The organism is Pseudarthrobacter sp. MOO13 (genome assembly GCF_058267655.1).
Map to the genome: position 1 here is coordinate 3,000,264 of NZ_CM177848.1, position 26,148 is coordinate 3,026,411.

Genomic DNA, 26,148 nt, shown 5'->3' on the forward strand with positions numbered 1-26,148 from the left:
CGGCACCCCAAGGAGGTCAAGTTGTGAAACCGTTCCGCGTGATCCTGCTTCCCGGAAGCGTCCTCCCCACCGGCCCTGCCTATGACGGCCTGCTGGAGGCCCTCGGCCCGGACGCTGACGCGATCGCCAAGGACCTCGAACTCTATGCCGCCGACGCCCCGCCGCCGGGTTGGACCCTGGACACCGAAGCGGACGGCGTGCTGCGCGAGGCCGACTCCCGCGGTTGGGACACCTTCCACCTGGTGGGCTATTCCGGCGGCGGCGCGGCGGCCCTGGCGCTCACTGCTTCCCATCCCGGCCGGGTCCGCAGCCTGGCCCTGCTGGAGCCGGCTTGGGCTGGCAACTGGGATTGGAGCCCGGCGCACACCGAGTTGTGGAAACGCTATGGCGAACTAAGCGACCTGCCCCCGGACGAGTTCCTGCCCGCCTTTATGAAGCTCCAGGTAAAGCCCGATGCCGTCCTGCCGCCTCCGCCGCCGGGCCCGCCACCGCCGTGGATGGCCAAGCGGCCGGCCGGAATCAGCGCCTTCCTGCACGAGTTCGGCACCTACGACCTTGACCGCGGCAGCCTGGCCGCCTTCGCGAAACCGGTGTTGTTCGTGCTGGGCGGCATGAGCAGCCCGGACGAGCAGGGCGACAATGCGGAGAGGCTGTCCCGGGTCTTCCGCGATTACCGGCTGGAAGTGTTTCCGAGGCGCCATCACTTCGACCCGCCGCACCGCGCGGAGCCTGGGCGGGTCGCCGGGCTGCTCCGCGCCCACTGGGGCCGGGCCGAAAATGCCGGTTGAGCCTTACCCTGCCGTTCGGCCGGGACCGTGCGCCTTCTGCCCTCCGTCGCGGTGGGCGAGGTAGGCGTAAACCATCAAGGCGAGGCCCGCCAGGATCATGACCGCCGGGAACGCGAAGTCCAACGGGATGAGCACCGCCGCGGACTGGAGGATGAAGATTGCGCCCATGGCGGCGAGGATGCCGGCCGGGACCAGCGGCCACTTCATCCGCTCCGCCTGATTGCCGGCAGGGCCGCCTTCATAGACCGGAACCAGGGACAGCATCCCAAACGTGGCCGCCAGGCCGAGGAACAGCACGGCGGCGGTGGGGGTGCCCTGCATCGCCTGCGGCAGGGCCACGATGGCCGCCAGGGTGAACATGACTCCGGATGGAATGAGGGCCCACCAGTTGGCGCGCTCCCGCAGGTACACGGCCGCGAATCCACCGCCCATAAACAGGAACAGGAACGCCGCGCCCCACGCACCGTCCGTCAGTTGGGTCGCGACGATGACGGCCGCCAGCCCAAGGAAAACCGAGCCGGGGATGGCGGCCCACCAGTTTTCCCGGCGCCGGACGAACAGGGAGGCGAACAGGACCCCCACCGCCGCGAAAATCAGCGGTGCCACAAAGGCCCCGCTGTCCGTGACGCCAAGCCGGTCCAGCAACAACAACCCACCCAACGCGATGAGGACGATGCCTGCGATAATGCTTGCATTAGTCGATTTCACCGTGCGCCTCCCGGATCAGGCAGGCGGCGCGGCACCGCCCTGCTCATCTCAGGCTAGGGCGGCCGCATTGGCCGAAACAGGGCACAAAGCCCCCCGCTTGCCGCCCAGCTGATCGGTGAAGAAACCGGCTATGGACTTTGGACCCTGCCAGCCGGGGACCGTGCTGCGGGATGATAATTGAGGTTCCTTCCACCAGGGGCGGCTGAGTCAAACCGGCGGCCGGGAAGGGCCACGAGCCGACGAGAGCATACAGATGGAAACACCCGCAGCACCCCGGGATGTGTTCCGGTCCCCCGGGTCCGCCCGGATCTTCATCCTCAACGACCACGAACCGGTTCGACGGGGCCTTCGGGACCTGCTCGAAAACGATGGCTTTGCCGTGGCAGGAGAAAGTGGTTCGGCCGCGGAGGCATGCCGTCTTATCCCCAGCCTGAACCCGGACCTTGCTGTCTTGGACGACCGGCTGCCGGACGGTACCGGGATAGAGGTCTGCCGGGACCTCCGCGCCACAGCCCCGGCGGTGAAATCCCTGATCCTGACCGGCTGGGACGAACAGCATGCGGCGCGCGCCACGGTTCTGGCGGGCGCCTCCGGTTACCTCCTCAAACAGGTAAGGGACCACACGGAACTGCTGGACCGCATCCGCCGCGCTGCCGCCGGGGACACCTTGTTCACCTCCGAGATCAGGGACCGGGTGGCCGAAAGCCTGTATGCCGCGTCGTCTGCCTCGTGGTTGAAGAGCCTCACTGATATGGAACGGAAGATCCTCGCCTTCATGGCGCGGGGGTTGACGAACCGGCAGATCGGGCAGGAGATGCGGCTGCCTGAGGACGCCGTCATTGTCAGCGTTTCCTCTGTCCTGAAGAAACTGGGTTTCCGGCGCCGGGACCCGCTGATCCCGTTTCCCATCCCCCGGGCCTGGGACGTGGTGTCCTGACGGCCCGGACACGGACACCCTCACCCCGGCGCCCCTCACACCACTGTGGGGACCGTCCAGGTCACCCTCGTCCCCTCGCCGGGAGTGCTGTCGATGACGCAACTGCCGCCCAGGCGGGCTGCACGGATTTTCATGTTCTCCAGCCCGCTGACCCGTCCGGGATTCTCGAAGCCCCGCCCATGGTCGCGCACGGTCAGGACAACCTCGCTGTCCAGGGCGGCCAGCACCACATGGATATCCTCCGATCCCGAATGCCGCACCGCGTTGCTGACGCTTTCGGTCAGCACCGGAAGCAGCTGCTCGGCGATGTCGTCGCCCACCAGGTCAACGGGTCCGGAAAGTTGGACCCTCGGCAGGAACCCTGCTGCATTGGCAGCCTCCAGGACGGCGCGGAGGACGCGGCCGCTCAGGAGCTCCCGGTCGGGCTGCCGGGCCTGGAGCGAATAGATGGTGTCACGGAGCTGGTGGATGCAGTCGTCCAGCTCGGCGGTGATGCCCGCAATGCGGCGTTCGTGGGCATCCGGGTCAGAGGTGTAGCGGCGCAGGCTTTGGATGCTGAGTCCGGCAGCGAACAGCCGCTGGATGACGAGGTCATGCAGGTCCGCCGCAATCCGTTCCCGGTCGATGAACAGTGCGTGTTCTTCCCGCAGCTGGTTCGCTTTGAGGAGTTCAAGCGTCAGCCCTATCCGTGAGGCGAACACCGCGCTCTGTTCAACGTCCAGGTCCGTATAACCTGCTCCGCCGGCTGAACGTGCCAGGATCAGCACGCTGTCGCGCTCGCCATCCGTGTCGCTGCCCAGGGCGGCCACCAGGACCGGACCAAGTTTTTCCCCCGACGCCGGCTCAAACACCTGGCGGGGATCGGTCAGGGTCTTGGACTGCCGCGACGCAAGCACCTCGGCAACCACGGGTGATGCGGGCAGTTCCTGCCCGGCTGGTACCGACTGGACGCCCATGGAGGTCCGGCACCGCAGGGTCCCGTCATCGGCAACAGACGCAACCAGGGACAAGGCCGAGGCCGAGGCGTGCATTGCCGCCTCGGCAATCATTTCCAAATTCTCCGTATCGGACCGCGGGTTGGCCTTCAGCCGGTCGCTGACTTCCATCCCTGCCTCCAGCCAGCGCTGGCGGCTGCTGCTGTCCTCGTACAGGCGCGCGTTCTGGATCGCCACGCCCGCGGCTGAGGCGAGGGCAACGGCCAGGTCCTCGTCCTCTGCGGTGAAGTCCTGGCCGTCGATTTTCTCGGTCAGGTAGAGGTTTCCGAAGACGGTGTCCCGGACGCGCACCGGAACGCCAAGGAAGGTCTTCATGGGCGGGTGGTTGGCCGGGAAGCCGACAGCCATCGGGTGCTCGCCCAGGTCATGGAGCCGCAAGGGCTTGGGTTCGCGGATCAGCTGCCCAAGAACGCCGTGGCCGGTGGGGAGGTCACCAATGACGCGGATGCCGTCGTCGTCGATGCCGACGGTGATGAAGTGGCTGAGCTGCTGGTCGTCGCCGATGACGCCCAAGGCGCCGTAGCGCGCGCCGACGAGTTCGCAGGCGGATTGCACCACCCGGTCAAGGACCGCTTCGAGGCTGAGGTCTTCCGCGAGGGACACCACCGCACCGAGGAGGCCCTCCACATGCTCCTGTGTCCGCACCAGCTCGTCTGCCCGGTCCACGAACTCGCGGAGGAGTTCGCGGGTCCGCCGCCTGATAGGTTCACGCCACACGATAAGACACCTCGGTCGGTTGACCAGCATGATCCACGGCGGGCTTCATCGCCCTGAATCCGGGTAAGACAGTCCAAGACCCTCTCCCTGTCATGCTAACCCCCGGACCGCCGCACCGGACCCTGGCCAGGGGAAATTGGTTGGACCCGGTGCCGGCGCCCGCCGGGAGGCCGGATTCCTGCCGGGCCGGCCGTGATCCGGGGGACCTTGACGGGGATGCTGAAGCGGAAGGCGCGGCGGGCGATGTGGTGGGTGTCCGCCCGGCGCCGGACCGGGACAGTTGGCACCTGCTGGGCGGCGCGGGCGAAGAACCATGCCTTGGCGATCTCCACCAGCACCAGGTACAGGACGATCATGCCCAGCAGCGCAAGGAAGAACGGGACGGGCAGGGGGTCGAACCCGAGCACGCCCTGCAGCGGAGACAGTGGCAGGAGGATGCCCAGCGCCACCACGCCCAGGGACGCCGTGATCAGCCCGGCGGATGGCCGGCTCCGCACGAACGGCACGCGCCGGGTGCGGATGGCGAAGATGATCAGGGTCTGGGTGGCGATGGACTCGATGAACCAGCCGGCCCGGAACTCCCCCGGTACGGCATCGAACACGAACAGCATCAGGGCAAACGTGGCGAAGTCGAACAGCGAACTGATGGGCCCGAAGAGGAACATGAACCGGCGGATGAAGGCGATGTTCCAGTGCGAGGGGGCGCGGAGCTGTTCCTTGTCCACGCGGTCGCCCGGGATGGCCAGCTGGCCGCTGTCATACAGCAGGTTGTTGAGCAGGATCTGGCCGGGGAGCATGGGCAGGAAGCTCAGCACCACGGACGCGACGGCGGCGCTGAACATGTTGCCGAAGTTGCTGGAGGTGCCCATCAGGACATATTTGATGGTGTTCGCGAAGATCCGCCGGCCCTCCATCACCCCTTCGGCCAGGACGCCGAGGTCCTTGTCCAGGAGGACGACGTCGGCCGCGTCCTTGGCGACGTCCGTGGCACTGTCCACGGAGATGCCGATGTCCGCCTTGTGCAAAGCGAGGGCGTCGTTGACGCCGTCGCCCATGAATCCGACGGACCCGCCGCTTTGGCGCAGCAAGGCGATGATGCGGGCTTTTTGCTCGGGCGATACCCGGGCGAAGATGGTGGCCGTGCGGGCGGAGGCGGCGAGTTCGGCGTCGGACAGGGCGTCGATGTCCGCCCCGGTGAGGGTGCCGCCCGAGAGGACGTCCAGGTCGGCGCAGACCTTCTCGGCCACTTTGGCGTTGTCACCCGTGGCGATCTTGACCGAGATGCCCAGTTCCTCCAGCCGGTCCAGCGATTGCCGGGCGTTGGCCTTGGGCCGGTCCAGGAACACGAGGAAGCCTGCCAGGGTGAGGCCGCGTTCATCGGCCGCGGTCAGCGTGTCCTGCCCGTCGGCCTGGCGGGTGGCGACGGCGACGACCCTGGAGCCGGCGTCGAACTGTTCATCCAGCAGGGCCTGCACGGCCGGGGCGACCGGACCGCAAAGGGCGAGGACGTCCTCGGGGGCGCCCTTGGTGACCAGTTGCGGCGGCCCGCCGGCGTCCCGCACCAGCACGGTGGTGCGGCGGCGCTGGTGGTCGAAGCCGATCATGTCCAGCCGCTCGTAACGGGCGGGCTCGAATCCGGAGGCGCCCGGGCTGTCCCAGAGGGCGGCGTCCAGCGGGTTTTGCCCGGCGGAGGTGAGCTTCGCCTCGGTGTAGTCCGCCTCGGTGGCCAGCAGGCCCAGGGTGAGCAGGGCGTCGCCGGGCAGCTCCGCCGTGGCCGGGAGGACGGCCGTGAAGCTGATTCTCCCTTCGGTGAGGGTGCCGGTCTTGTCCGTGACCAGGATGTCCATGTCCCCCAGGTCCTCGATGCACACCAGCCGTTTGACCAGGACCTTCCGCTTCGCGAGCTGGCGGGTGCCGGTGGCCAGGGAAGTGCTGACGACGGCGGGGAGCAGCTGCGGCGTGATGCCCACCGCGATGGCCAGGGAGAACAGCAGCGATTCGATCAGCGGCCGCTGCAGCAGCAGGTTGGCGATGAAGATGAGCGTGGTGAGTCCGATGGCCACCTGGAGCAGCAGGAAGGAGAACCGTTTGAGGCCCAGCTGGAATTCAGTTTGCGGCTGCCGTTCGCCCAGGCCCAGGGCGATCCGGCCGAATTCGGCCCGGCCGCCGGTGGCCACCACCACGCCGGTGCAGTTGCCGGACTGGATGACGGTGCCCATGAACGCGCAGGAAGAGAGGTCCGCCAGCGCCGCGCCGGCCTGCACGGCGGCGGGGTCCTTGGCGGCGGGCAGGGACTCCCCCGTCAGGATGCTTTCGTCACAGAGGAGGTTGCCGGTGGCCAGGAGGCGGATGTCCGCCGGGATGATGGCACCCAGGGAGAGATGGACGACGTCGCCGGGCACCAGCGCGGTGACGTCCACTTCCGTGGTGGCTCCGTCGCGGAGCACCACGGCACGGTGGGTGACGCGGTCGTGCAGGGCCTCGGACGCGCGCTCGGCCCGGAACTCGTTGGTGAATCCGAGGCCAACGCTGACCAGGAGGATCACGCCGATGACGATCGAGTTGGTGGCGTCCCCCAGGAAGAGGGACAGCCCGGCGGTGATGAGCAGCAGGATCAGGATGGGGCTGGCGAACTGGCGGCCCAGCACGGCCCACCCGTTGGCCCGGTGGGTGCGGACGGCGTTGGGCCCGATCTCCGCCAGGCGCCGTTCCGCTTCCTCGCCGGTGAGCCCACCCGGACCGGATCCCAGCCGTGCGAGTGCCTGGTCCGTCGTCAGGCCCGCTGCCTCGGTAATGGGCAGCAGGAGGGATGTCCGCTCCTGCACGTTCAGCTCTGGCATCTGGGTCCGTTCGCACACTTAAGTAGTGGATGGATCCAAGAGTACGACGCCGGGCCGACAGTGGCGCTGCACGTGCTCCTATGCCTTCAAGCGGTCGGGGCTGACGGCGCTACTTAAGGCTGAGGACCTCATCAATGGGGCGGCCGTTGACGAACACCTGCGCGCTGGTGGCACCGGAGGCGGCCATGGCGGTGTACTCCAGTTGGGCCTTCGCCCGCGGGATGTCGCACACGCCGCCCAGCATGAACTGCCCGGTCAGCCAGATGGTGATGGTGCTGCCGTCCAGCTCACCGGCCACGTACGTCAGGTTCGACTGGTACAGCGCGTTGATCAGTCCGGACATGCCCACGTCCCGGCTCTTGTTCGCGAGCAGGGTCCCGACGCTGGGGCCCACCTGGTCCGTGAAGCGGACGGGCCCGGTGGTGGTGGCCACCAGGCTGTCGCCGCAGCCGATCTTGGGACCGGACACACCGTTGTCATCGACGGCCACGTAGTAGATGGTCAGCGGGCCCACCTGCTCCGGGAGGCCGGTTGGGCTGGGTTCCTGCGTAGCCGTCGGGCTGGCAGGGGCGGACGACGGCGGCGCGGCGGCGGTGGTGCCCGGCGCGGCTGCCGTCGTGGCGGGCGTTGTGGTGGCGGCTGTGGAGGTTGGCGCGGCGGAAGGGCTTGCCGTGGCACTCGGGGTTGGGGCCGTCGTCGTACTTGGTGCCGCGGAACTGGTGCTGGGGGACGGGGCCGGCGGGCCAAAGCACCCTGTCAGCATGATCGTGGCGGTAAGCCCCAAAACACTGAGAACCGAAAGCCCGGCCTTGGCCATGATGCCCCCTACTAACGCGGTTCCCGCAGGCGCAGGATCCACTGTTGACGGTACTCCCGGGGGTTACTCCAGAACAGGGACTTAAGTCCGGCGGCTCCTTCCGAGATCCGCCCGAACTAGCTGTCATTTCTTGTCATGCCGTTAACCAGCCATTCATACGCTCCTAAAATCCTGTACAAGGGCTGGAAATACGGTGGGAGCCATGGACAACATTTCCCGCAGATCCCTTATCTCCGCCGGCCTCGGGGCCGGCCTGGTCGCCGCATTGCCGGGTGCCGCCGTCGCCGTTTCCACCGCGGACGACGCCGGACTCCGCACCGATCCCTTCATGCTCGGCATCGCGTCGGGCGAGCCCTGGCCGGACGGCTTCGTCCTGTGGACCCGGCTGGCCGTCAACCCGGTAGCGGAGGACGGGCTGGGCGGCATGCCGTCCCGGCCGGTGGCCGTGCAATGGGAAGTTGCCGAGGACGCAGGCATGCGCAGCGTGGTGGCCCGCGGCGTGGAGCAGGCCAGGATCGAGACCGCACACTCGGTGCACGTGGAGTTGCGGGGCCTGAAGCCGGGCCGCGAATACTTCTACCGGTTCCGCACCGGCAAGCACGTCAGCCCGGTGGGACGGACCCTCACCAGCCCCGCCCTGCACGAGACCCCCGCGGCGCTGGCCATGGCGTTCGCCAGCTGCGCGCAGTACGAGCACGGCTACTTCACCGCGTACCGGCGCCTGGCGGAGGACCACCCGGACCTGGTGCTGCACCTGGGCGACTACCTGTACGAGTACAAAAAGGACAGCTACGTGATCGGCGGCGGCAACCCGCGCGACCACGAGGGCCCGGAGACGGTCTCGCTGGCAAGCTACCGCCAGCGGCACGCGCAGTACAAGGCCGACGGCGACCTCCAGGCTGCGCATGCCGCCGCGCCGTGGCTGGTGGTCTGGGATGACCACGAGGTGGACAACAACTGGGCGGACGACGTTCCGGAGAACAAGGACGCCGGCCAGCTCAATGACAGCGTGGAGCATTTCCGCCAGCGCCGCGCCGCCGCGTTCCAGGCGTACTACGAGAACATGCCGCTGCGCCCGTCCTCGCTGCCGGCCGGACCGGATATGAAGATCTACCGCAGGGTCCAGTGGGGCCAGCTCGCCAACTTCCACATGATGGACACCAGGCAGTACCGGGACGACCAGCTGGCAGGCGACGGCTGGCAGAAGAATGTGGCTGAACGGCTTACCGAGGACCGGACCATCACCGGTGCCGAGCAGGAGAAGTGGCTGCTGGACGGGTTCCGCAGCTCCACCCAGCGCTGGGACATCCTGGGCCAGCAGGTCTTCTTCGCGGAGCGCGACCGGAACAAGGCGCCGGACATCGACGACGTTTCCATGGACGGCTGGGACGGGTACGCCGCCTCCCGCCGCCGCATCACCCAGGGGTGGGTGGACGCGAACGTCCGCAACGCCGTGGTGCTGACGGGCGATGTGCACCGCAACTGGGCCAACGACGTCAAAGTTGACTACAAGGACCCCGCCTCCCCCGTGGTGGGTTCGGAACTGGTGTGCACCTCGATCACCTCCACCGGTGACGGCACCGGCTCCACCACGGATGCCACCATGGCCTGGAACCCGCACCTGAAGTTCTACAACGACAACCGCGGCTACGTGGCCACCCGCATCACCAGGGACGCGATCACCGCGGACTTCCGGGTGCTGGACCACGTGACCACGCCCGGCGCACCGGTGTCCACGAAAGCCTCCTTCGAAATCCGCGACGGCGTTCCCGGGTTGCAGGCGCGGGCCTGACGGGTCCCAAACTACGCCGTCGCCGCCCAGAGCCCGTTGCGGTGCGCATTGTGTGCGCCGGGGCGCGGGACTAGGATGCTCGCGGGGAGAGGTCCTTAGTCTCGCGAGACTGGAAAGGGCCATGCTCATGACCGACTTCTTCACCATGCAGCCCGGTGAGACCGCAGCTCCGCTGCCGCCCGGACCGGTGCTGTGCACCGGAACCGCTGCCATGCGCCGCATCCACCGCTTCTTCCTCTGGGCCTACGGCGAGGCACCGGGACTGGTGCGCTCCGCCGCCCCCGGCGACACTGCGCGGGCAGCCTACGTAGGCGAAGTGCTGGGCAACTTCGACAAGGTACTGCATATCCACCACGAAGGCGAAGACCTCCTGATGTACCCGCAACTGAAGGAGCGGGCACCGGCATGCGCACTTCATGTGGGGCAGATGCTCGAGCAGCACAGGCAGGTCACGCAGAGGCTGCAGGCCATAGAGCCGGTCCGGCTGCGCTGGATGCAGACGGCGGATGAGGAGTTCGGCGCGGAACTCGCGGCCCGCTATGAAGACCTGTCCGGAGTCCTCAATGTCCATCTGCGCCGCGAGGTCACGGAGATGATGCCTGTTGCGGACAGGGTGATGACAGAGAAGGAAGCTGCCGCGGTCGGCCAGCACGGGATCCAGGAACTCGACAAGAAATTCCTGGTGGGGTACCTCGGCATGGTGCTTGCGACGAATCCGCGGGAAGACCAGGTTGAACTGTTCAAGGAAATCCCCGCACCCGTCCGGCTTGCCTACAAGCTGGTTGGGCGGCGGATGTACCGGAAACAGTATGCCGCGCTGTTTCCGGGACGGCCCATTCCCCCAACGCTCTAGGCCTCTTGGCCGGGTACGACGGCGGGCGGCCGGCGTGGGTGCCGGCCGCCCGCCGTCGTTATTGCTGTCAGGGGTTAGGCGTTGCTTCAGGGGCTAGAGGCAGACGGGCTGGAACGCCGGGTCCGCCGGGCCGGACGGCTGGCCCAGGGCGTTGCCCACGAGCTGGTGGACCACGGGATCATTGGGCGTTTGATCGTGTTCGAAGACGTCCGCCGGGCACTTGTCCTGGATGGTGATGTTGGTGACCTGCCGCGCACTCCCATTCAGGAATTGGCTGTTGTACGGGATGACCACCTCGTCGTGGGTGGTGGAGATGACCGTGTAGGCGGGACCGGCCACGGTGTCGCCGATGGAGTTGAGTTCCTGCATGAACGGCGAGCCTGCCTGCTGGTCGGCGCAGGCGGCGCAGCCGGCGGCCGTGTAGTCGGGAGTGGGAACCAGGTCCGGCGGCGGCAGGATCACACCTTTGGTGCCGTGGTTGGACGGGGCGATGCCGACGAGCTGGTGGACGTACTTGGCGCCGCCGAGGAAGCCCATGTAGTACCGGGGCATCATGCCGCCCTGGCTGTGGCCCACCAAGTCCACCTGCTTGGCGCCGGTGGCCGAGCGGACAGAGTCCACGAACGGGGCGAGCTCCTTCGCGGATTCGGTGACGGGAGCCGTGGCGTACACACCGTTGGTGGCGCCGTAGTTGAGGGCGAAGACACAGTAGCCCTGGCTCTTGAGGTACGGCGCCATGGTGGACCAGTTTTTCTCCATGCTCTCGAACGTGCCGGGAACAAGGACGACCGGATATGGGTGTTGCGCAGATGGCTTGCAGGTCCAGTCGTTGGCGCCCGGGGGAGAGACATCAACGGCCTGGGCAGGGACTGCCATCAGGGAGGAGGCAAGGACGGCGGCTGCCGCAACGGACAGGGCCCGGGTTAGGAGTGACATGGAAACCTCTTTGTTTGTCAGTCTGCGGGGCGCCGGGCCTCATGGTTTGGGGGATCCATGAGGCCCGGCCGAGGTTTTCCATGCTTGCAGCGATGCCTTCCCTGCGTAGCGGATCTGCACGGACGTGCGGCCAAAATCCCTTCCCTGCAGCGCGGCCATGTACACCTGATGTGACCCACGGCACAGGTATTGTTACTGGTGAGTAGCTATTTTTGGCCTTATCGCGGCGTGGACGGGCTCCCAGCGGCGTTTGCACAAATGTGCAGTTTTGCGGCTCGCGCCGAGATCGCCGGAGCGGTGTCCGGGTCGCCGGAACGGTGCGAACTCGCCGGAACGTTCCGGCGGGCTCGCACCGCTCCGGCGATCTCGAGGGCTGGCGGATTCAGGGCTGGCGGGATCAGGCCGGGCGTAAACAGAGTCAGGCCAGCAGCCAGCGCTTCCAGCGTGGCTGCTCGGGTGGCGGCGTCGGTTCCGGTTCCGGCTCCTCGCCCAACGCCATCGCGGCTTGGACGAGGTCGTCAGCGGTGAGCGTCATGACGGCCTCCCGGTCGAGCGCGTCGAGGCTTTGGTCCTCGTCGAGGGAGAGCCGCAGCGCCTGCCTGTTGAGCGCTTGCTCGAACAGCGTGCGGGCGAACCGTGCGTTGCCGGAGTCTTCGCCGGCGTGGAGCCCGGTGAAGATGCGGCGCAACATCTGGTCCGCGTCCGGTTCCAGGATGTACTCGTGCTGGGCCAGCATCTGGCTGAAGATGGCCAGGAGTGCGTCCACGGAGTAGTCCGGGAACGTGATCTCGCGGGCGAACCGGGAGCGGAGTCCGGGGTTGGAGAGCAGGAAAGCCTCCATCAGCCGCGGGTACCCGGCCACGATCACCACCAGGCGGTGGCGGTGGTCCTCCATGCGTTTGAGCAGGACCTCGATGGCTTCCGGGCCGAAGTCCATCCGGCCGTCCTCCGGGGCCAGCGCATAGGCCTCGTCGATGAACAGGACGCCGTCCAGTGCGCGCCGGATCACCCGGTCCGTCTTGATCGCGGTCTGGCCGACGTATTGCCCCACCAGGCCCGAACGGTCCACCTCGACCAGGTGGCCCTTCTGCAGCAGGCCCACCGCCCGGTACATCTCGGCCAGGAGCCGCGCCACGGTGGTTTTGCCCGTACCCGGGTTTCCGAGGAACACCAGGTGCTGAGAGGTGGCCACTTCCGGCAGGCCGTGCGCCTTGCGGCGTGCCTGGACCTGGAGCAGCGCGACCAGGGCACGCACCTGTTCCTTGACGGTCTCCAGTCCCACCAACGCATCGAGCTCGGCTTGCAGCTCGGACAGCGGCCGCGCCGGCCCGGGCCTGGCACCCATAAGATCGCCGACGAGGTCGTCGACGCGTTCCGAACCGGGCAGCTTGAGTTGATCGGCGAGGTGGCCGATGGTTTCACGCAGGTCATCGAGCGGATTGCGGCTGAGAGCCATGCCTCCACTGTAGACCTCGATTCGCCACCGGGGCGGATGGGTCAGAGGTGCGCTGGAGGATGGGGAGCACGCGCGGGGTTCTGCCTGGCGGACAGATCAGGGTGCCGACCGCGAACCTGTGTCCGTGCTCTGCCCTGTGGTCGGGACGAAATTCCAGTCGAACGAACCGTCACCATGCAGCGTCAGCCGGAGAAACCCGTGGGTGTCGCTGAACCGCTTGGCGATGTAATTTGGGCTGCTGGTGAACGGGCGGAGGGTGCGGCCTCCCGTTGAAACCTGGAAGGCTGTCATGCCGTCATCGACGCACGTATCCGCATTATCCACGGGGCAGGACCGCTCGTAGTTGTGTTGTGAGGCGGACAGGGTCAGCCGGACCCGGTGCTTCCACATCACGTTGATCCAGGGCTTATGGTTTGCGGCCCGCTCATGTTCGTCCGTGTCCGACGTGAAGTAGGGCTCGTGGTAGACCACCGCAAGGTGTTTGCCTGCTGCCCTGGCGGCACCGAGGTCAGTGTCCAGCCATGTTGTCGCGGCGGAAGCCGCTGCCTTGTCGTACCGCCACAGCCCGGAAGGCAGGAATGCGAAGTGCCAGTTCCCAAAGTCCTTTGAATACGGTTTTTCGTTGGGAATGAAGCCCCTTTCCTCGTTGATGGCCGCTTTCGCGTCCGAGCCCGGGCACTGGCCGTTCATGAAATCATCAAGGTCTTCGTTGCGGCCCGGTTGCCAGTCGTGGTTGGGGGCGGACACCCAGTACAGCTTGGGCATCGTGCCGCCCCACAGCTGCGTCCAGTAGTCCACGTAGTCCCGGCAGTAGGCGGTGTCGTACTGGAAGTCGCCGAGCCCGAGGAACGCATCGATCTCATTGTCCTTAACCAGCCGGGAGATGGCCGCACCGTTCCGGCCAGACCTGCTGTCCGGGTCCGCGTTCCCCTCGGGGTTCATGTCCCCGACGGCGGCGATCCGGACGTCCGCCGCGGGGCTCGCGGTGCCGCCGGGCGGCCCAGGAGGTTCCGGGGCACCGGTGCAGCCCGCGGCGGCGGCCACCAGGAGGGCCGCGGCGATTGCGGCCACCCCTCGAACGCGCTTGAGGCGACGGAGCGCTGACTGCATCCGGTAACCCCCTGGAGAAGTCGAACCGATGGCCGGGCCGCGACGGACAAGCCGAACCCCACCGGAACTCTGATGGTCCTAAGGGCGGCCCCGGGTGTCAAGGCCTGGCGCTTCCAAGCGGCGGCGTGGGCCGCCAAGGTGCGCCGGATCTTCGGGCCACGCAAGTGCCGGCTTGACGCGATCAGCATCTCCGGCGCCGCGTTCGTGGAACGCGCCCAAACCCCTTTACCGGCAGCTGGGCTTCCGTCGAGCGCCGCAACAGGACCGGCACTTTCGGAGAGCGCTCTTCGGATTAGGGGCACATACGCGGGTAACCCCTAACTTCCATATGCGCGTATCAATCGCTCGTGATGGCGTTTGGCCGCCCTCTTAGACTCCAAGTCCTTGCAGTCAGGGACTTGTCCCGTTCCCGGGGAATCATTCAACCGCTACAACGGAGTACTTCAATGAGGAACTGGCTCACCCGCATCGCCATTCCGATCACAATCGCAGCAACCGCAACGCTCGCCGGAGTCGCCGGCCCTGCCGCCGCCGCACCATCCACACCAAACCCCACGGACCCCTTCTCGCTCCAGGACGTCTTCGGAAACGACTGTCCCGGCTTCAACGTGACCGCCCAGCTGACAGGCAAATCGAAGGAGATATCCCACGGAAACGAGGGAGTCATTTCGATCTCGCCGGGCATGACAATTACGTTGACCGCGAATGGAAAGACCGTGAAGTACCTGATCACGGGTACGACCCATGCGCAGACCTTGCCCGACGGGAGCAAAGAGGTCGTCTCGGTCGGGGAGAATCTCCTCATCGTTCCCGCAGTCGACGGACAGCATGCAGAAGGGCTCTTCTATACGACAGGAAATGTCAATTATGCCCTCACCCCAACCGGAGGAGAAGGAAGGCTGTTCTCGGGCCCGGGCCAGGTGGTAGATGTCTGCGCATTGCTCGCACCCTAGGATTGCTCTCCCGGCAGGCTGCTCCCAGAGAACCGGGAGCGGCCTGCCGCCTGAAAGCAGGAACCCAAAACGGAGCGGTCAGAGCTCTCCTTGGTGCGCCGTTCCGGCGGGCATCGGGGTCAGCCTGGTGACGTCCACCGGCTCCTGCAGGAGGCCCTCGAGAGAGGCGTTCAGCCGCGCGACGGCTTCTCCCGCGCCGTGTGCGTCCAGCAGTTCGGCCGAGTCCCATTTTTCGATCATGACGATCTGGCCGTTGGGGGCCTCATGGATGGCGTAGAGCTCGCAGCCCGGCTCCTTATGCACCTCGGCGATGGCAGGGGCAAGGGCTGAGGCAACGGCGTCGAAGGCTCCGTCCTTGGGCGTGAAGACGGCGGTGACGATGACGGTCATGGTGGGTATTCCTTATCTGGTTGGGGTGAGCCCGACTGGTGAGCAGCTGTTGCGCGGAACAAAGTCCGCTTTGACCTCGATGGTCCGCTGACCGTCGGGCAACTTGCCCTGCATCCGCCCCAGCACCAATTCCAGGGAGTGAAGCGCGAGCATGCCGATGGGTTGCCGGATGATGCTGAGCGGCGGGCTGGTCAGTTCGGTCCAGGGACTGTCGTCAAAGACGATGACCGAAAGGTCGTTGGGGATGCGGGTGCCTGTCTGGACCAGGCGCCGGACGGCGCTCTGGACCTGGGCGGTGTTGGCCACGATGATCCCGGTGGGACGGTCCGGCAGCGCCAGCAGGGACCCCACGGCGTCGCCCCCTCCGTCACCGCGGAACGGCACGTCCCGGATCAGCTGCGGGTCCACCGTGACGGAGCAGCTGTCGTGGGCGGCTTGGTACCCCTGGATCCTGGACCGTCCCGTGGACGTGCTGACAGGCCCGGTAATCAGACCGATCCGGGTGTGCCCCAGTCCGAGCATGTATTCGGTGGCATGGCGGGCCGAGTCCACGTTTTCGATGCTCACAACGTCAACGTCCGCCAGCTCCGGAATGGTGCGGTCGACGAAGACGACGTTGACGCCCAGGGACTGCAGGCGCGCCCACTTTTCCACGTTCGCTCCGGTGGGCGTGGCAATTACGCCGCCGACGGACCGGTCAAGGAGCGTGTCCAGGGAGTCCGCTTCAAGGTGCGGATCTTCCTGCGTGGTCATGACCACCACCTGGACTCCATGGCTGCGCGCCTCCCAGACAATCCTGTCCGCCAGCTGGGCGAAGAAAGGGTTGGCCAGGTCGGCCACCACCAGCCCCACGGTGGGGGCATGGCCCACGCTCAGTTCACGGGCGGCGGCACGCGGCCGGTAACCGAGATCCTCGATGACCCTGAGCACCATGTCCCGCTTGGCCGGTGCAACCGGGCCGGACTCAGGGTTAAGGACCCGGGACACCACGGAAACCGACACTCCCGCGGCGGACGCGACGTCGCGGATTGTTGGAGCCTTCTTCACTTCTCCTCCTCATTGAAGGTTCTACCCGATCGCCGGCATCGATAGTTGCGCCGTCATGAAAGGCGCCCAAAAAAGCGTTTTCGTTGTGACCGTTGACACAGCCTAGCACCCGCTGGTACAAAAGTGGAACCGGTTCCACTCCGGCCCTCGAATTCACATCCCGCGACAAAGAAGTTGCCCCACCCGTGCGGTGGAGGTGCTTCCCGGACGCGGAAACGCCAATCAGAGAGATCCCCCATGAACCTTCACAAGCTCCTCAGCGACCGCGAGCAGCAGGGCCGTCCCATTCGAGTGGGACTCATCGGCGCCGGCAGGTACGGCACCATGTACCTCGCTCAGGCGAACAACATCCCCGGGATCCATGTGGTGGCCATCGCCGACATCAACGTCAAGCGCGCCGAAGGAGCCTTCGAACTGGTCGGCTGGCCCAGGAACCAGATCGCACCGGACATCGCCACCGCCCTCCGCGACCGAAGCACAGCGATCATTGCGAACGCGGACGAGCTGTTCGACGTCGACATCGACGTCATCGTCGAAGCCACCGGCAACCCGATCGTGGGGGTGAAGCACGCGCTGCGGGCCATCGAGACGAAGAAGCACATCATCATGGTGACCGTTGAAGCCGATGCTCTGGCGGGGCCGGCACTGGCCCGCCGTGCGGAGGCCGCCGGCGTGGTGTACTCCATGGCCTACGGTGACCAGCCGGCCCTGATCATGGAACTCGTGGACTGGGCGAGGACCAGCGGCTTCGACGTTGTCTGCGCCGGCAAGGGCGCCAAGTACCTTGAGCACTATCACGAGATGAACCCGGACAACGTCTGGGAAAACTGGGAATTCTCGAAGGAACTCACCGACTCCGGCCAGCTGAACCCGTACATGCACACCTCGTTCCGGGACGGCACCAAGGCATCCATCGAGATGGCCGCCGTCGCCAACGGCGCCGGGCTGGTCCCCTCCGATAACGGGCTGAGCTTCACCCCGGGCGACGTCGAGCAGATCGCCACGGTCTGCCGGCCAAGCGATGTGGGCGGGGCCCTCGCCCACGAAGGCAGCGTCGACGTCATGTCCAGCGTCAACCGCGACGGCACCTGGATCCCCCACAACACGCAGGAAGGCGTCTTCGTGGTGGTGAAGGCGACGAACGGATATGTTTCCGGCTGCTTCACCGAGTACCCCTGGCACCCGGACCCCACCGGGCAGTACGCGGCACTGTACCGTCCGTACCACTATGTCGGCCTGGAACTCAACGTCTCCATCGCCAACGCCGCCCTCCGCGGCATTGCCACCGGCTCGCCTGTGGGATTCTTCGGCGACGTGGTGGCAACGGCCAAGAAGGACCTCAAGGCCGGCGAGTTCCTCGACGGCGAAGGCGGCTACACCGTCTGGGGCAAGCTCGTTTCGGCCCGGCACTCCGTGGAAACCGGGGCGCTGCCGGTGGCCCTGGCCCACCACGTGGAACTGCGCAATGACATCGCCAAGGGCGCAACCGTGGGCTGGGACGACGTCATCATGGACGACTCCCTGGCCCAGGCCCTGGAACTGCGCCGGGAAACCGAAGCGCTCGTCACCGCATCTGCCCTCACCGCCTGACCGGCACCCCCCTGAACTGACTCCTTCCAACGAAGAAAGGCTTCACATGAATTCGAAATTCCGCGCCCTCACCGGAGCGCTGGCCTGCACCCTCGCCGCGTCCCTCCTGGCCGGTTGCGCCTCCGGCGCTGCCGGCGGGACCGGCGGCGCAGCCCCGGCGAAGATCCAGCTCTCCATCCCGGACCCCATCGACTCGTCCGTTGGCGTTTCGGCCCAGCACTTTGCGGACCAGGTCAAGAAGACGTCCAACGGGTCCGTCCAGGTCACCGTGGTTCCCAACGGAACAAGCTTCAGCGGCGACCAGAACGCGGCCGTGACCCGCCTGCAGGGTGGTTCCCTGGACGCCCTGATCCTGTCAACATCGGTCTATGCCTCCGTGGTGCCGGAGATGAACGGCATCAGCATCCCGTACCTCTTCAAGGACACCACCCAGGAGGCGGCCTTCCTTAACGGCAAGCCGGGCCAGGTCCTGAAGGACAAGCTGGCCCAGAAGGACACCGTGGCGCTCAGCTTCATGACCAGGACGGGCCGCGTGATCACCAACTCGGTGCGCCCCATCCAGCAGCCGGCTGACCTGAAGGGCATGAAGATCCGCGTTCCGGGCAACCCGCTCTGGACGGACTACTTCGGCTCCCTCGGTGCGAGTCCCACCACCATGGCCTTCTCCGAGGTGTTCACCGGCCTGCAGACCGGGACCATCAACGGGCAGGAAAACCCGATCGAGGTGCCGTGGACCAACAAGTTCTCCGAGGTGCAGAAGTACGTGTCCCTGACCAACCACATCAATGACGCGTGGGTCCTGGCCCTGTCATCGAAGAAGTGGGGCACGCTCTCGGACGACCAAAAGAAGGCCCTCACCGACGCTTCCACCGAAACGGCCACGTTCAAGACCGGCTACGACCAGGAGCAGTCCAAGAAGCAGCTGGACGACCTCAAGGCCAAAGGCATGCAGGCCAACGAGCTCAGCGCCTCCGCCATCGAGGAATTCAAGACCGCGTCCAAGGGCCTGTACCCGAAGTTCTCCGAGCTGATCGGCAAGGACTTCTTCGACCAGGCGATTGCCTTCACCGCCTCCAACTAACCGTAAGCGGGTGCCGGGGCATACTGCCCCGGCACCCATGCGCCACATCCGCTCTCAACGTCGACAGTCTGGAAGAACATGAAACGCACCCTCCCTCCCGAGGAACTTGAGGAGGTCCTCCCCTCTGACGCGGAGGAGATCCTGCACCACGGCCACGTCCCGCCGCGCTGGAGCGGTGCCGTGTGGTTCGACAAGGTCCTCGAAGGCACCGTCGGCGCGGCGATTATCGCCGAGCTCCTGGTCATCCTGCTGAACATCATGGTCCGGCTGGTCACCGGCGATTCCGTGCTCTGGACCCAGGAAGTGTCGGAGATCGCGCTCCTGACCATCGCCTTCATCGGCGGCGCGATCGCCTATCCCAAGGGTGCACACATGTCAGTCCAGGCGCTCATCATGCGGCTGCCGGCCACCTGGAAGCCATACCTTGCGGCCCTGGTCGACTGCCTGGTCTTCGTCATGAGCGCGGGATCGTTTGCCCTCTACGTCCCCACCCTGGTCCAGCAGATCGAAGAGAAGACCCCCATTCTCCAGCTGCCCGTGTTTTGGGTGTCCCTTCCCTTCTCGGCGGGGATGGTCCTCATCGCCTGGTTCGCCCTGGTCAAGATGAAGCGGCAGGAGCGACGCCCTGTGTTCGTGGCGGCCGGCATAACCGCGGCACTCAGTGCCTTGGTGGTCCTCAGCCAGCCGCTCTTCTACTACGCGTCTCCCAACCTTCTCCTCGGCGTCGTCCTTGCGGTGCTGTTCATCCTGCTCTTCCTGGGCCTTCCCATCGCCTTCGTCCTGGCCCTGGCCTCCGGCATCTACCTTTACCTCGGCGGCATCTCGGACGTCAGCGCCATCCCTATCGGCATGGCTTCCGGCGCCAAGGGCTTCGTGCTCCTCGCCATCCCGTTCTTCATTCTCGCCGGGACGGTGATGAACTCCGCCGGGCTGACGCTCCCCTTGGCCAAACTCGTCGACGCCCTCATCGGGCACCTGCGCGGCGGCCTGCTTCAGGTGGTGGTCGTGACGATGTACATTTTCTCCGGCATCTCGGGTTCCAAGGTGGCTGACGTTGCCGCCGTCGGCACCACCATGCGGAACATGCTCGAAGAGCGCAAGTACCCACGCGGCGAGGTGGTGGCGGTCCTGTCGGCCTCCGCCATCATGGGCGAAACGATCCCGCCGAGCATCGTCCTGCTCGTCCTTGGATCCATCACCACCATCTCCACCACCACCCTGTTCCTGGCCGGATTCCTGCCGGCGGCCTTCCTGGCCCTGGTGGTGATGGCGCTCGTGTTCGTCCGCGCCCGTAAACAGGGCGGCGTCGCCAGCACGAAGGCAACGTGGCGGACCCGCGGCTCTGCCACCTTCTTCGCGATTCCCACGCTGCTGCTTCCGGTGGGCATGGTGGCCGGGATCCTGAGCGGCTTCGCGACCCCCACCGAGGTGTCCTCCGTCGCCGTCGCGTACGCCTTCATCCTGGCCGCCGCCTACCGCCGCGGCAGCAAGCGGCTGCTGGGGGACACGTTGCGGGAAACCACCACGACGGCGGGCATGGTGCTGTTCATCATCGCCGCCGCCTCGCCCCTGGCGCAGACGCTCGCCCTTGCCGGCGTCTCCCAGCAGATCCACGACCTGATGTCCAGCCTCGGTGACTCGCCGGTCCTCTTCATGCTCTTCACGGTGGTGCTGCTGATCATCATGGGCCAGCTGCTCGAGGGTCTGCCGGCCGTCCTGATCTTCGCGCCCCTGCTGCTGCCGATCGCCACCAGCTTCGGCGTCAACCCGGTGCAGTACGCCATGGTCCTGATCATCTCGATGGGCATCGGGTCCTTCGCGCCACCGGCCGGCGTCGGATTCTATGTAGCCTGCGCCACCGGACACGAAACCGTCGAGAAGAGCCTCAAGCACTTCTGGCCCTACCTCATCGCGGTGTTCATCGGCCTGCTCGTCCTCGCGGCCGTGCCCTGGTTCAGCACCCTCCTCCCCGCCCTCGCCGGCCTCATCCCCTTCTAGAGAACATAACCACATTGACAGTTGAGCAACAGCAGCCGCCCGCCATCCACGGGTCCGTGGCCCTCCTGGGCACCGGACCGATGGGGGCACCTATCGCACGGAACATCCTGGCCGGCGGGGTCCCGCTGGCACTGTGGAACAGGACATCGGACAAGGCCCGAGCCATTGCCGGTGCCAGCCTCGCGGCCTCCCCCGCCGGCGCCGCCCGGGACATTGTCCTGACGGTCCTGCCGGACCTGCCGCAGGTCGAGGCCCTGCTGGCGGGCGACGACGGGCTGCTGGCGGGGTGGAAGCGCGCCGGCACCGAGCAGCCCATCCTCGTGATCCATGGGACGGTCTCGCCCGTGGCCGTCGCTGCCTTCGGTGAGAAGTGCCGGACCAACTGGGGCGTCACGGTGGTTGACGCGCCCCTAAGCGGCGGAACCATCGGTGCGGCGGAGGGCCGGCTCAGCATCATGGCCGGCGGGCCGCGAGAGGCCTTCGAACGCTGCGTACCGCTGTTTGGGTTGTACGGCACCAAAGTGGCGTGGTTCGGGGAAACCGGAGCCGGATCAACCGTCAAGGCGTGCAACCAGATTGTGGTTGCCGCCACCGTGACAGCGTTGGCCGAGGCCATGGCCCTGGCTGCGGCGTCAGGCCTGGACCTGGCGGGCGTGCAGTCTGTCTTGGCCGGCGGCCTGGCCAACTCGGAGGTACTGGCCCAAAAGGGACAGCGCTTCATCGACCAGAATTTCGACGGCGGCGGCTCGGCAAAGAACCAGCTGAAAGACCTTAACTTCATCGCAGAGACTGCCGGGGCTTCGGGCGTGAAACTCCCGTTGGCAGGCTGCTTGCGGGGCGTCTTCGAAAAGATGATCGCGGCAGGCGACGGCGACCTGGACCACACGGGGATCTACCGGACCATCCAGGGTTAGGTCCTTCGATTCAGCGGAGCCGCCTCGAGGACCTGCTGCAGCCCGGTGACCGGGATGTCGGGAAACTCGGCCCGCGCTGGCGCGTACTCAAAAGAAGCCGCCCCCGATTCCTCCCAGGCCGCAGCGCCCGCCACCCGGGCGAGGAACGGTGAAAAGGGCTTTGCAGCCACGGAGAGGGCCCGCGCGGCGGCCGCCGGGATCCGTTGGACCGACCCACGGCCGGCCCGGGCGAACAGGGCCTCCGCCATCTCGTTGGCAGTGAGCGTCTGCGAGCCCCAGTCGATGACGCGGTTCCGCAGCGCAGGATCCCGGAGGGCACGGACCACGACGGCGGCCGCGTCCCGGACCGAGGTATAGGTCACCGGGACGACTCCCGAGCCGAACACGGGCACCTTGCCCTTCGATTCAAGCGGGGCCGCCATGATCTCCAACCGCTGTTCCAGGAGCGCCCCCATCCTGATGACCGTCCAGTCCATGCCGGATGAACGGAGCGCATCCTCGGCGGCCGCTTTGCATCGCAGGTAGTCAATCGGTCCGTCCGGGGCGGCGCCGTGCATGGACATCATCACCAGGTGCCGGACTCCGGCTGCGCCGGCCGCACGGATCAGCCTGATGGCGCCGTCGCGGTCAACCGCGCGCGGGTTTGTGTCTTTGGCCCCAAATCCGGAGGCCGCGAACACCACCCCGGTGCAGCCGGCCACCGCTTGCCGGCAGTCCGTGTCCGAGGCGAGGTCCCCACGGAGGAGTTCGACGTCGTCGCCCATCTTTTGGGGGAAAGGCTGGGACGTGCCGCGGGCCATGACACGGACCTGCTGTCCCGCCTGCAGCAGGAGGGGAACCACGGCGCGGCCAAGGCGGCCCGTGCCGCCGACCACCAGGATCATGGCCGGCCACCTCCCGCAGCGCCCTGGATTGCTTCCCGGACGGCTTGGTTCACGTCGCCGGAGTCCTGGTCCACGGGCTCAAGGTAGAACTGGGCTGCGGCGATCTTGTCGTGACGGAGGGTGAAAATGGCCACCCCCGCGGCGCGCTGCACGGATCCGTCCGGACGGGTGCCGCGGTTGCTCCATTCCAGCCAGAGTTTGCCGTCCGGGCCGGTGGCGGCGTCGTGGACGGTGAGGGTGAGGTCCGGCAGGCCGGCAAAGAGTGCCGTCCAGTTTTTCCGGACCTGGGCGGAGCCGGTGAAGCTGCGGGCGGGGTGGACGGGGGTGGTGTTGCGGTAGTCATCCGCGAACTGGGACACCATGTCCTCGAGGTCGTGGCGGGCGGCCGCGGCCAGCATGCGCCGGACCGGGCCTTCGGGGACGCGGTCTATTCCTGAAGCGTCCATGATCTGCTCCTTAGGTTCCGTCGCGGGAGGCGGAGAGGCTGGTACGCTGAATTTGATACAGTCAGCTGTATCTAACTGATACAAGGAGCTTAAGCCCGATGGGACCCGCGGTCAATGGTGCGCCACCTCGTTCCCGCGGCTACGACGCCCGCCGCCGGCAGGAGGCGGCCGAGGAGTCCAGGAAGCGGGTGCTCGCCGAGTCGCGCGCGCTGTTCCTCGCGAAGGGATACGGCCGGACCACCATCGCCGCCATCTCCCATGCCGCCGGCGTGTCCAAGGAGTCGGTGTACAAGGGGTTCGGCGGGAAGCCCGGGCTGGTCCGGGCGATCTACGAGCAAAGCCTCCTGGGATCCGGCGGCCCTCCCGCTGAAGAGCGGTCGGACCGTGCGCAGGCCACCGCCGTCGACGCCCGCGAGCTTCTGGAGCAGTTCGGCCGGTTCATTTCCGAGGTGAGCCCGCTGGGCTCGCCTGTCTACCTGCTTATCCGGGACGCCGCGTCGAGCGGGGACCGGGACATGGCCGCGCTCCTGCGCCATGTGGATGACGAGCGGTACCGGCGGATGCTGCACAACGCGCACCAGGTGCTCGGACGGGGATTCCTGCGCCCGGGCCTGACGGCGGAGGAGGTGGCTGACGTCTTCTTCATGAGCACCTCGGCCGAGCTGTACGAGACCCTGGTCCTCAAGCGCGGCTGGAGCGCCGAGCGCTTTGGGACGTTCATGGCCAGGACCCTGGCGGCCAACCTCTTGCCGTCCGCCGGCGGTTGAGCCTGTCGAAAACCAGCCTTTCGAAACCGCGCGTAGGCTACTGCTACACCTGATATGTAGGTCTCGTTTGTCAAGAGCGTGAGGAAGCGGTCCTCGGGCTGGATTGCCTGGGACCGCTTCCTTTTTGTGCCCTGGGAAGAGGTGTTGGGTGTGGCCAGCGTGTCGTTGGCGACTGCGCGGTCAGACTGATATGCGCGGGTTGGTTACCGCAGGACGAAGTGTTCGGCTGGAGGTTACCGCTGGTCTAGCAATGACGGGCGTGGCCGTTGTTGGTTGCCCATAGGTGTATCGCGGATTTACTCCACGCGCTGCAAGGAACCACTTCCAACTGGGTTTCCCCGGGGGCTTTCTGTCTCTGATCAGTGCACGGACGCGATCGATCTTGGGGAGCGGGCTGCCGGAGGTGTGCTTGTGGCCAGGGACCAGCACCAGCCGGAGAGTTCGCGGGCGATGGCGACGTTGGCGATGACCGGGCGCTTGCGGCGTTCGAGGTAGCTGAGCCAGCGTTCGTGCAGGCGCCGATTGCCGGCATGGCCGCGGGTTCGTGCTTCGGAGGTGGCTTCCTCCCACCTGGACCGCATGAGCCGGGACGGGTTGTTATAGGGCCTGCGGTGGTGCCATGCGGCCTCCACAAGCAGGCGGCGCGCGTGGCTGTTGCCTGTCTTCGTGATGGACCCCTGGGACCGGGACTGCCCGGAGGAATGCTCAGTCGGGACCAGGCCGAGGTAAGCGCCGATCGTGGAACCAGTAAACCGGTCCCAGTCGCCGATCTCCACGGCCAGTCCAAACGCGGTCAGCGTCGAGACGCCGCGCAGGCACTGCAGTGATCTGACCACCGGGGTGTACTCGCTCGCATACGCCATCTCTGTGATCGCTTGATCGAGGCGGTCCCGGCGGTCTGAGATCTCATGCATCGCTTCCAGGGAGGACTCGTAGGTCAGCTGCCGGACCGGGTTCTCGAAGTGCTGGCGTGCCAGCCAGAGTTCATGAGTGCCAGTCCAGGCTTGCCCGCCGGAATAGACGATGCCTTGGCGCAACAGCAGTTTGGAAATCCGGTGCCGGGAACGCATCAGATCGCCACGGACGTCTTCCCGGGAACGGACCAGATCCCGTGCAGCTTCTTGGTCCGCCGATGGAATTCTTACCCCGGTGACCTCACCCAGCTTCAGGAGCCGGGCCAAATGCAGTGCGTCCTTTGCGTCAGTTTTTACCCGGTCCCCGGACGGGCGCTGGAGCTTCGATGGTGCCGCGACGACTGTGTCGATCCCGGAGGCCAGCAGGAACCGTGCCAGGCCAAAGCCCGTTGGTCCTGCCTCGTAAACGACTCTGACCGGCGACGGCAGGGAAAGAATCCAGGCGAGAATCTCACCACGATCCGGAGTCATGCGGTGCAAAATGACTTCGCCGGTCTGCGCGTCCAGGGCGCATGAAACAACAGTGCGGGCATGGACATCCAAGCCGACGCTTGTACGCTCGAACATAGCTGGAACCTCCAAATTTCAAATGTGGCTCTACCTGTTCGCCAAGTGTGGCAGGCAACCCACGACTTGCTTTGAAAAGGAGGTTCCAGCCCCCTGGGCCACATATTCCGGACCCTTCTGACAGAGGGCCATCAGCGCCGGAACTAGATCCGGAGCGTCCACCGATCCGCATCGGCGACGGGAATCGCACAAAGCAGGACGCTCCGGAAACGGTCCGGCGACAATGGACCTCCAGAAGGGTCCAGAGGCTCGACAGGTGGTCCTCCCAAGCCGGCCACCTCCTACTACATATCGTCTAGCCATACCCCTGACCGGAACGGAGACCCGCATGCACGCCGTGCTCGAATACACCTACGCTGACGACTATCTTGAGAGCCGTGAACAGTACCGCGCCGACCATCTCAGGGCGGGGTGGGAAGCCGTGGAACGCGGCGAGCTTCTGCTGGGCGGAGCAGCCGGCGAAGGCCCCTTCAAGGGATTGCTGATTTTCACCGGCGAGAACCCACTGGAGGCCGCCAAAGCGTTTACGGAAGCGGACCCCTACGTCATCAACGGCGTCGTGACATCGTGGGCCGCCAGCCCGTGGAACACCGTGTTGGGCAACGAAGCCGCCTCACCGGTCCACCCGTAAACGTGACTGTTTGGCCG

Annotated in this window: 23 protein-coding genes; 11 read left to right on the plus strand and 12 right to left on the minus strand. The window is 66.5% G+C overall.

What is annotated here, in order from left to right:
* Positions 1–23 precede the first annotated feature (23 nt).
* On the plus strand, positions 24–788 hold the full coding sequence (locus tag AC4EEO_RS13720) for an alpha/beta fold hydrolase (protein WP_491339047.1): 765 nt from the start codon (positions 24–26) through the stop codon (positions 786–788).
* Between the two features lie 3 nt (positions 789–791).
* On the opposite strand, the gene AC4EEO_RS13725 is transcribed toward AC4EEO_RS13720, so the two are convergent.
* Entirely contained in the window at positions 792–1,496 is a 705-nt protein-coding gene (locus AC4EEO_RS13725) for a hypothetical protein (RefSeq protein ID WP_491339048.1), read from the minus strand.
* Between the two features lie 253 nt (positions 1,497–1,749).
* On the opposite strand from AC4EEO_RS13725, the gene AC4EEO_RS13730 reads away from it, so the two are divergent.
* Positions 1,750–2,433 (plus strand): response regulator, encoded by a 684-nt coding sequence (locus AC4EEO_RS13730; RefSeq protein ID WP_491339049.1) that lies wholly within the window; start codon positions 1,750–1,752, stop codon positions 2,431–2,433.
* Between the two features lie 35 nt (positions 2,434–2,468).
* On the opposite strand, the gene AC4EEO_RS13735 is transcribed toward AC4EEO_RS13730, so the two are convergent.
* The 3 genes from AC4EEO_RS13735 to AC4EEO_RS13745 all read right to left on the minus strand — a co-directional run bounded on the left by AC4EEO_RS13735 (position 2,469) and on the right by AC4EEO_RS13745 (position 7,802).
* Positions 2,469–4,145, minus strand: a complete 1,677-nt coding sequence (locus tag AC4EEO_RS13735; RefSeq protein WP_491339050.1) for a GAF domain-containing sensor histidine kinase — start codon at positions 4,143–4,145, stop codon at positions 2,469–2,471.
* Between the two features lie 95 nt (positions 4,146–4,240).
* On the minus strand, positions 4,241–6,985 hold the full coding sequence (mgtA, locus tag AC4EEO_RS13740; RefSeq protein ID WP_491339051.1) for a magnesium-translocating P-type ATPase: 2,745 nt from the start codon (positions 6,983–6,985) through the stop codon (positions 4,241–4,243).
* Positions 6,986–7,094: 109 nt separating this feature from the next.
* Entirely contained in the window at positions 7,095–7,802 is a 708-nt protein-coding gene (locus tag AC4EEO_RS13745) for a hypothetical protein (protein ID WP_240617810.1), read from the minus strand.
* Positions 7,803–8,004: 202 nt separating this feature from the next.
* Between AC4EEO_RS13745 and AC4EEO_RS13750 the strand changes: the two genes are divergently transcribed.
* Positions 8,005–9,594, plus strand: coding sequence for an alkaline phosphatase D family protein (locus tag AC4EEO_RS13750; RefSeq protein ID WP_491339052.1), 1,590 nt, complete (start codon positions 8,005–8,007; stop codon positions 9,592–9,594).
* 121 nt (positions 9,595–9,715) lie between these two features.
* Positions 9,716–10,447: a hemerythrin domain-containing protein gene (locus tag AC4EEO_RS13755; protein WP_491339053.1), complete on the plus strand. Its 732-nt coding sequence runs from the start codon at positions 9,716–9,718 to the stop codon at positions 10,445–10,447.
* Between the two features lie 93 nt (positions 10,448–10,540).
* Here the strand turns inward: AC4EEO_RS13755 and AC4EEO_RS13760 are convergent, their stop codons facing one another.
* From AC4EEO_RS13760 to AC4EEO_RS13770, 3 genes are all read right to left on the minus strand, one after another.
* Positions 10,541–11,383, minus strand: a complete 843-nt coding sequence (locus tag AC4EEO_RS13760; RefSeq protein ID WP_491339054.1) for an esterase/lipase family protein — start codon at positions 11,381–11,383, stop codon at positions 10,541–10,543.
* 418 nt (positions 11,384–11,801) lie between these two features.
* Complete coding sequence (locus AC4EEO_RS13765) at positions 11,802–12,839, minus strand: AAA family ATPase (protein ID WP_285320155.1); 1,038 nt, start codon at positions 12,837–12,839, stop codon at positions 11,802–11,804.
* A 96-nt stretch (positions 12,840–12,935) separates the two neighbouring features.
* Positions 12,936–13,949 carry a metallophosphoesterase family protein gene (locus AC4EEO_RS13770; RefSeq protein WP_491339055.1) on the minus strand — a complete coding sequence of 338 codons (1,014 nt, stop codon included), beginning with the start codon at positions 13,947–13,949 and terminating at the stop codon, positions 12,936–12,938.
* Positions 13,950–14,395: 446 nt separating this feature from the next.
* Between AC4EEO_RS13770 and AC4EEO_RS13775 the strand changes: the two genes are divergently transcribed.
* The gene (locus AC4EEO_RS13775) at positions 14,396–14,902 is read left to right on the plus strand and encodes a hypothetical protein (protein ID WP_133832058.1); all 507 of its coding nucleotides are present in this window, start codon (positions 14,396–14,398) and stop codon (positions 14,900–14,902) included.
* Positions 14,903–14,980: 78 nt separating this feature from the next.
* On the opposite strand, the gene AC4EEO_RS13780 is transcribed toward AC4EEO_RS13775, so the two are convergent.
* A complete protein-coding gene (locus AC4EEO_RS13780) occupies positions 14,981–15,292 on the minus strand; it encodes a putative quinol monooxygenase (RefSeq protein WP_133832057.1) in 312 nt (103 codons plus the stop codon).
* Between the two features lie 12 nt (positions 15,293–15,304).
* Entirely contained in the window at positions 15,305–16,339 is a 1,035-nt protein-coding gene (locus AC4EEO_RS13785) for a LacI family DNA-binding transcriptional regulator (protein ID WP_491339056.1), read from the minus strand.
* 237 nt (positions 16,340–16,576) lie between these two features.
* On the opposite strand from AC4EEO_RS13785, the gene AC4EEO_RS13790 reads away from it, so the two are divergent.
* From AC4EEO_RS13790 to AC4EEO_RS13805, 4 genes are all read left to right on the plus strand, one after another.
* Positions 16,577–17,929 carry an NAD(P)H-dependent oxidoreductase gene (locus tag AC4EEO_RS13790; RefSeq protein WP_491339057.1) on the plus strand — a complete coding sequence of 451 codons (1,353 nt, stop codon included), beginning with the start codon at positions 16,577–16,579 and terminating at the stop codon, positions 17,927–17,929.
* A 46-nt stretch (positions 17,930–17,975) separates the two neighbouring features.
* Positions 17,976–19,010: a DctP family TRAP transporter solute-binding subunit gene (locus AC4EEO_RS13795; protein ID WP_133832054.1), complete on the plus strand. Its 1,035-nt coding sequence runs from the start codon at positions 17,976–17,978 to the stop codon at positions 19,008–19,010.
* A gap of 78 nt (positions 19,011–19,088) precedes the next feature.
* On the plus strand, positions 19,089–21,008 hold the full coding sequence (locus AC4EEO_RS13800; protein ID WP_491339058.1) for a TRAP transporter large permease: 1,920 nt from the start codon (positions 19,089–19,091) through the stop codon (positions 21,006–21,008).
* Positions 21,009–21,022: 14 nt separating this feature from the next.
* Positions 21,023–21,922, plus strand: coding sequence for an NAD(P)-dependent oxidoreductase (locus tag AC4EEO_RS13805; RefSeq protein ID WP_491339059.1), 900 nt, complete (start codon positions 21,023–21,025; stop codon positions 21,920–21,922).
* Here AC4EEO_RS13805 and AC4EEO_RS13810 read toward each other — a convergent pair.
* Together AC4EEO_RS13810 and AC4EEO_RS13815 are read right to left on the minus strand one after the other, a co-directional pair.
* On the minus strand, positions 21,919–22,806 hold the full coding sequence (locus AC4EEO_RS13810; protein WP_491339060.1) for an SDR family oxidoreductase: 888 nt from the start codon (positions 22,804–22,806) through the stop codon (positions 21,919–21,921). The genes AC4EEO_RS13805 and AC4EEO_RS13810 overlap by 4 nt on opposite strands.
* Entirely contained in the window at positions 22,803–23,252 is a 450-nt protein-coding gene (locus AC4EEO_RS13815) for a nuclear transport factor 2 family protein (protein ID WP_491339061.1), read from the minus strand. The genes AC4EEO_RS13810 and AC4EEO_RS13815 overlap by 4 nt, the downstream gene beginning before the upstream one ends.
* 98 nt (positions 23,253–23,350) lie before the next feature.
* On the opposite strand from AC4EEO_RS13815, the gene AC4EEO_RS13820 reads away from it, so the two are divergent.
* The gene (locus AC4EEO_RS13820; RefSeq protein ID WP_491339062.1) at positions 23,351–24,019 is read left to right on the plus strand and encodes a TetR/AcrR family transcriptional regulator; all 669 of its coding nucleotides are present in this window, start codon (positions 23,351–23,353) and stop codon (positions 24,017–24,019) included.
* A 359-nt stretch (positions 24,020–24,378) separates the two neighbouring features.
* Here the strand turns inward: AC4EEO_RS13820 and AC4EEO_RS13825 are convergent, their stop codons facing one another.
* Positions 24,379–25,500, minus strand: a complete 1,122-nt coding sequence (locus tag AC4EEO_RS13825; protein WP_491329093.1) for an IS110 family RNA-guided transposase — start codon at positions 25,498–25,500, stop codon at positions 24,379–24,381.
* 328 nt (positions 25,501–25,828) lie between these two features.
* On the opposite strand from AC4EEO_RS13825, the gene AC4EEO_RS13830 reads away from it, so the two are divergent.
* Positions 25,829–26,131 (plus strand): YciI-like protein, encoded by a 303-nt coding sequence (locus AC4EEO_RS13830; RefSeq protein WP_491339063.1) that lies wholly within the window; start codon positions 25,829–25,831, stop codon positions 26,129–26,131.
* Positions 26,132–26,148 lie beyond the last annotated feature (17 nt).

Coding starts and splice junctions, on each gene's coding strand:
- AC4EEO_RS13730 (WP_491339049.1), top strand. CDS start 1,750: ATGGAAACACCCGCAGCACCCCGGGATGTGTTCCGGTCCCCCGGGTCC.
- mgtA (WP_491339051.1), bottom strand. CDS start 6,985: ATGCCAGAGCTGAACGTGCAGGAGCGGACATCCCTCCTGCTGCCCATT.
- AC4EEO_RS13745 (WP_240617810.1), bottom strand. CDS start 7,802: ATGGCCAAGGCCGGGCTTTCGGTTCTCAGTGTTTTGGGGCTTACCGCC.
- AC4EEO_RS13750 (WP_491339052.1), top strand. CDS start 8,005: ATGGACAACATTTCCCGCAGATCCCTTATCTCCGCCGGCCTCGGGGCC.
- AC4EEO_RS13755 (WP_491339053.1), top strand. CDS start 9,716: ATGCTCATGACCGACTTCTTCACCATGCAGCCCGGTGAGACCGCAGCT.
- AC4EEO_RS13760 (WP_491339054.1), bottom strand. CDS start 11,383: ATGTCACTCCTAACCCGGGCCCTGTCCGTTGCGGCAGCCGCCGTCCTT.
- AC4EEO_RS13765 (WP_285320155.1), bottom strand. CDS start 12,839: ATGGCTCTCAGCCGCAATCCGCTCGATGACCTGCGTGAAACCATCGGC.
- AC4EEO_RS13770 (WP_491339055.1), bottom strand. CDS start 13,949: ATGCAGTCAGCGCTCCGTCGCCTCAAGCGCGTTCGAGGGGTGGCCGCA.
- AC4EEO_RS13775 (WP_133832058.1), top strand. CDS start 14,396: ATGAGGAACTGGCTCACCCGCATCGCCATTCCGATCACAATCGCAGCA.
- AC4EEO_RS13780 (WP_133832057.1), bottom strand. CDS start 15,292: ATGACCGTCATCGTCACCGCCGTCTTCACGCCCAAGGACGGAGCCTTC.
- AC4EEO_RS13790 (WP_491339057.1), top strand. CDS start 16,577: ATGAACCTTCACAAGCTCCTCAGCGACCGCGAGCAGCAGGGCCGTCCC.
- AC4EEO_RS13795 (WP_133832054.1), top strand. CDS start 17,976: ATGAATTCGAAATTCCGCGCCCTCACCGGAGCGCTGGCCTGCACCCTC.
- AC4EEO_RS13800 (WP_491339058.1), top strand. CDS start 19,089: ATGAAACGCACCCTCCCTCCCGAGGAACTTGAGGAGGTCCTCCCCTCT.
- AC4EEO_RS13810 (WP_491339060.1), bottom strand. CDS start 22,806: ATGATCCTGGTGGTCGGCGGCACGGGCCGCCTTGGCCGCGCCGTGGTT.
- AC4EEO_RS13815 (WP_491339061.1), bottom strand. CDS start 23,252: ATGGACGCTTCAGGAATAGACCGCGTCCCCGAAGGCCCGGTCCGGCGC.
- AC4EEO_RS13820 (WP_491339062.1), top strand. CDS start 23,351: ATGGGACCCGCGGTCAATGGTGCGCCACCTCGTTCCCGCGGCTACGAC.
- AC4EEO_RS13825 (WP_491329093.1), bottom strand. CDS start 25,500: ATGTTCGAGCGTACAAGCGTCGGCTTGGATGTCCATGCCCGCACTGTT.
- AC4EEO_RS13830 (WP_491339063.1), top strand. CDS start 25,829: ATGCACGCCGTGCTCGAATACACCTACGCTGACGACTATCTTGAGAGC.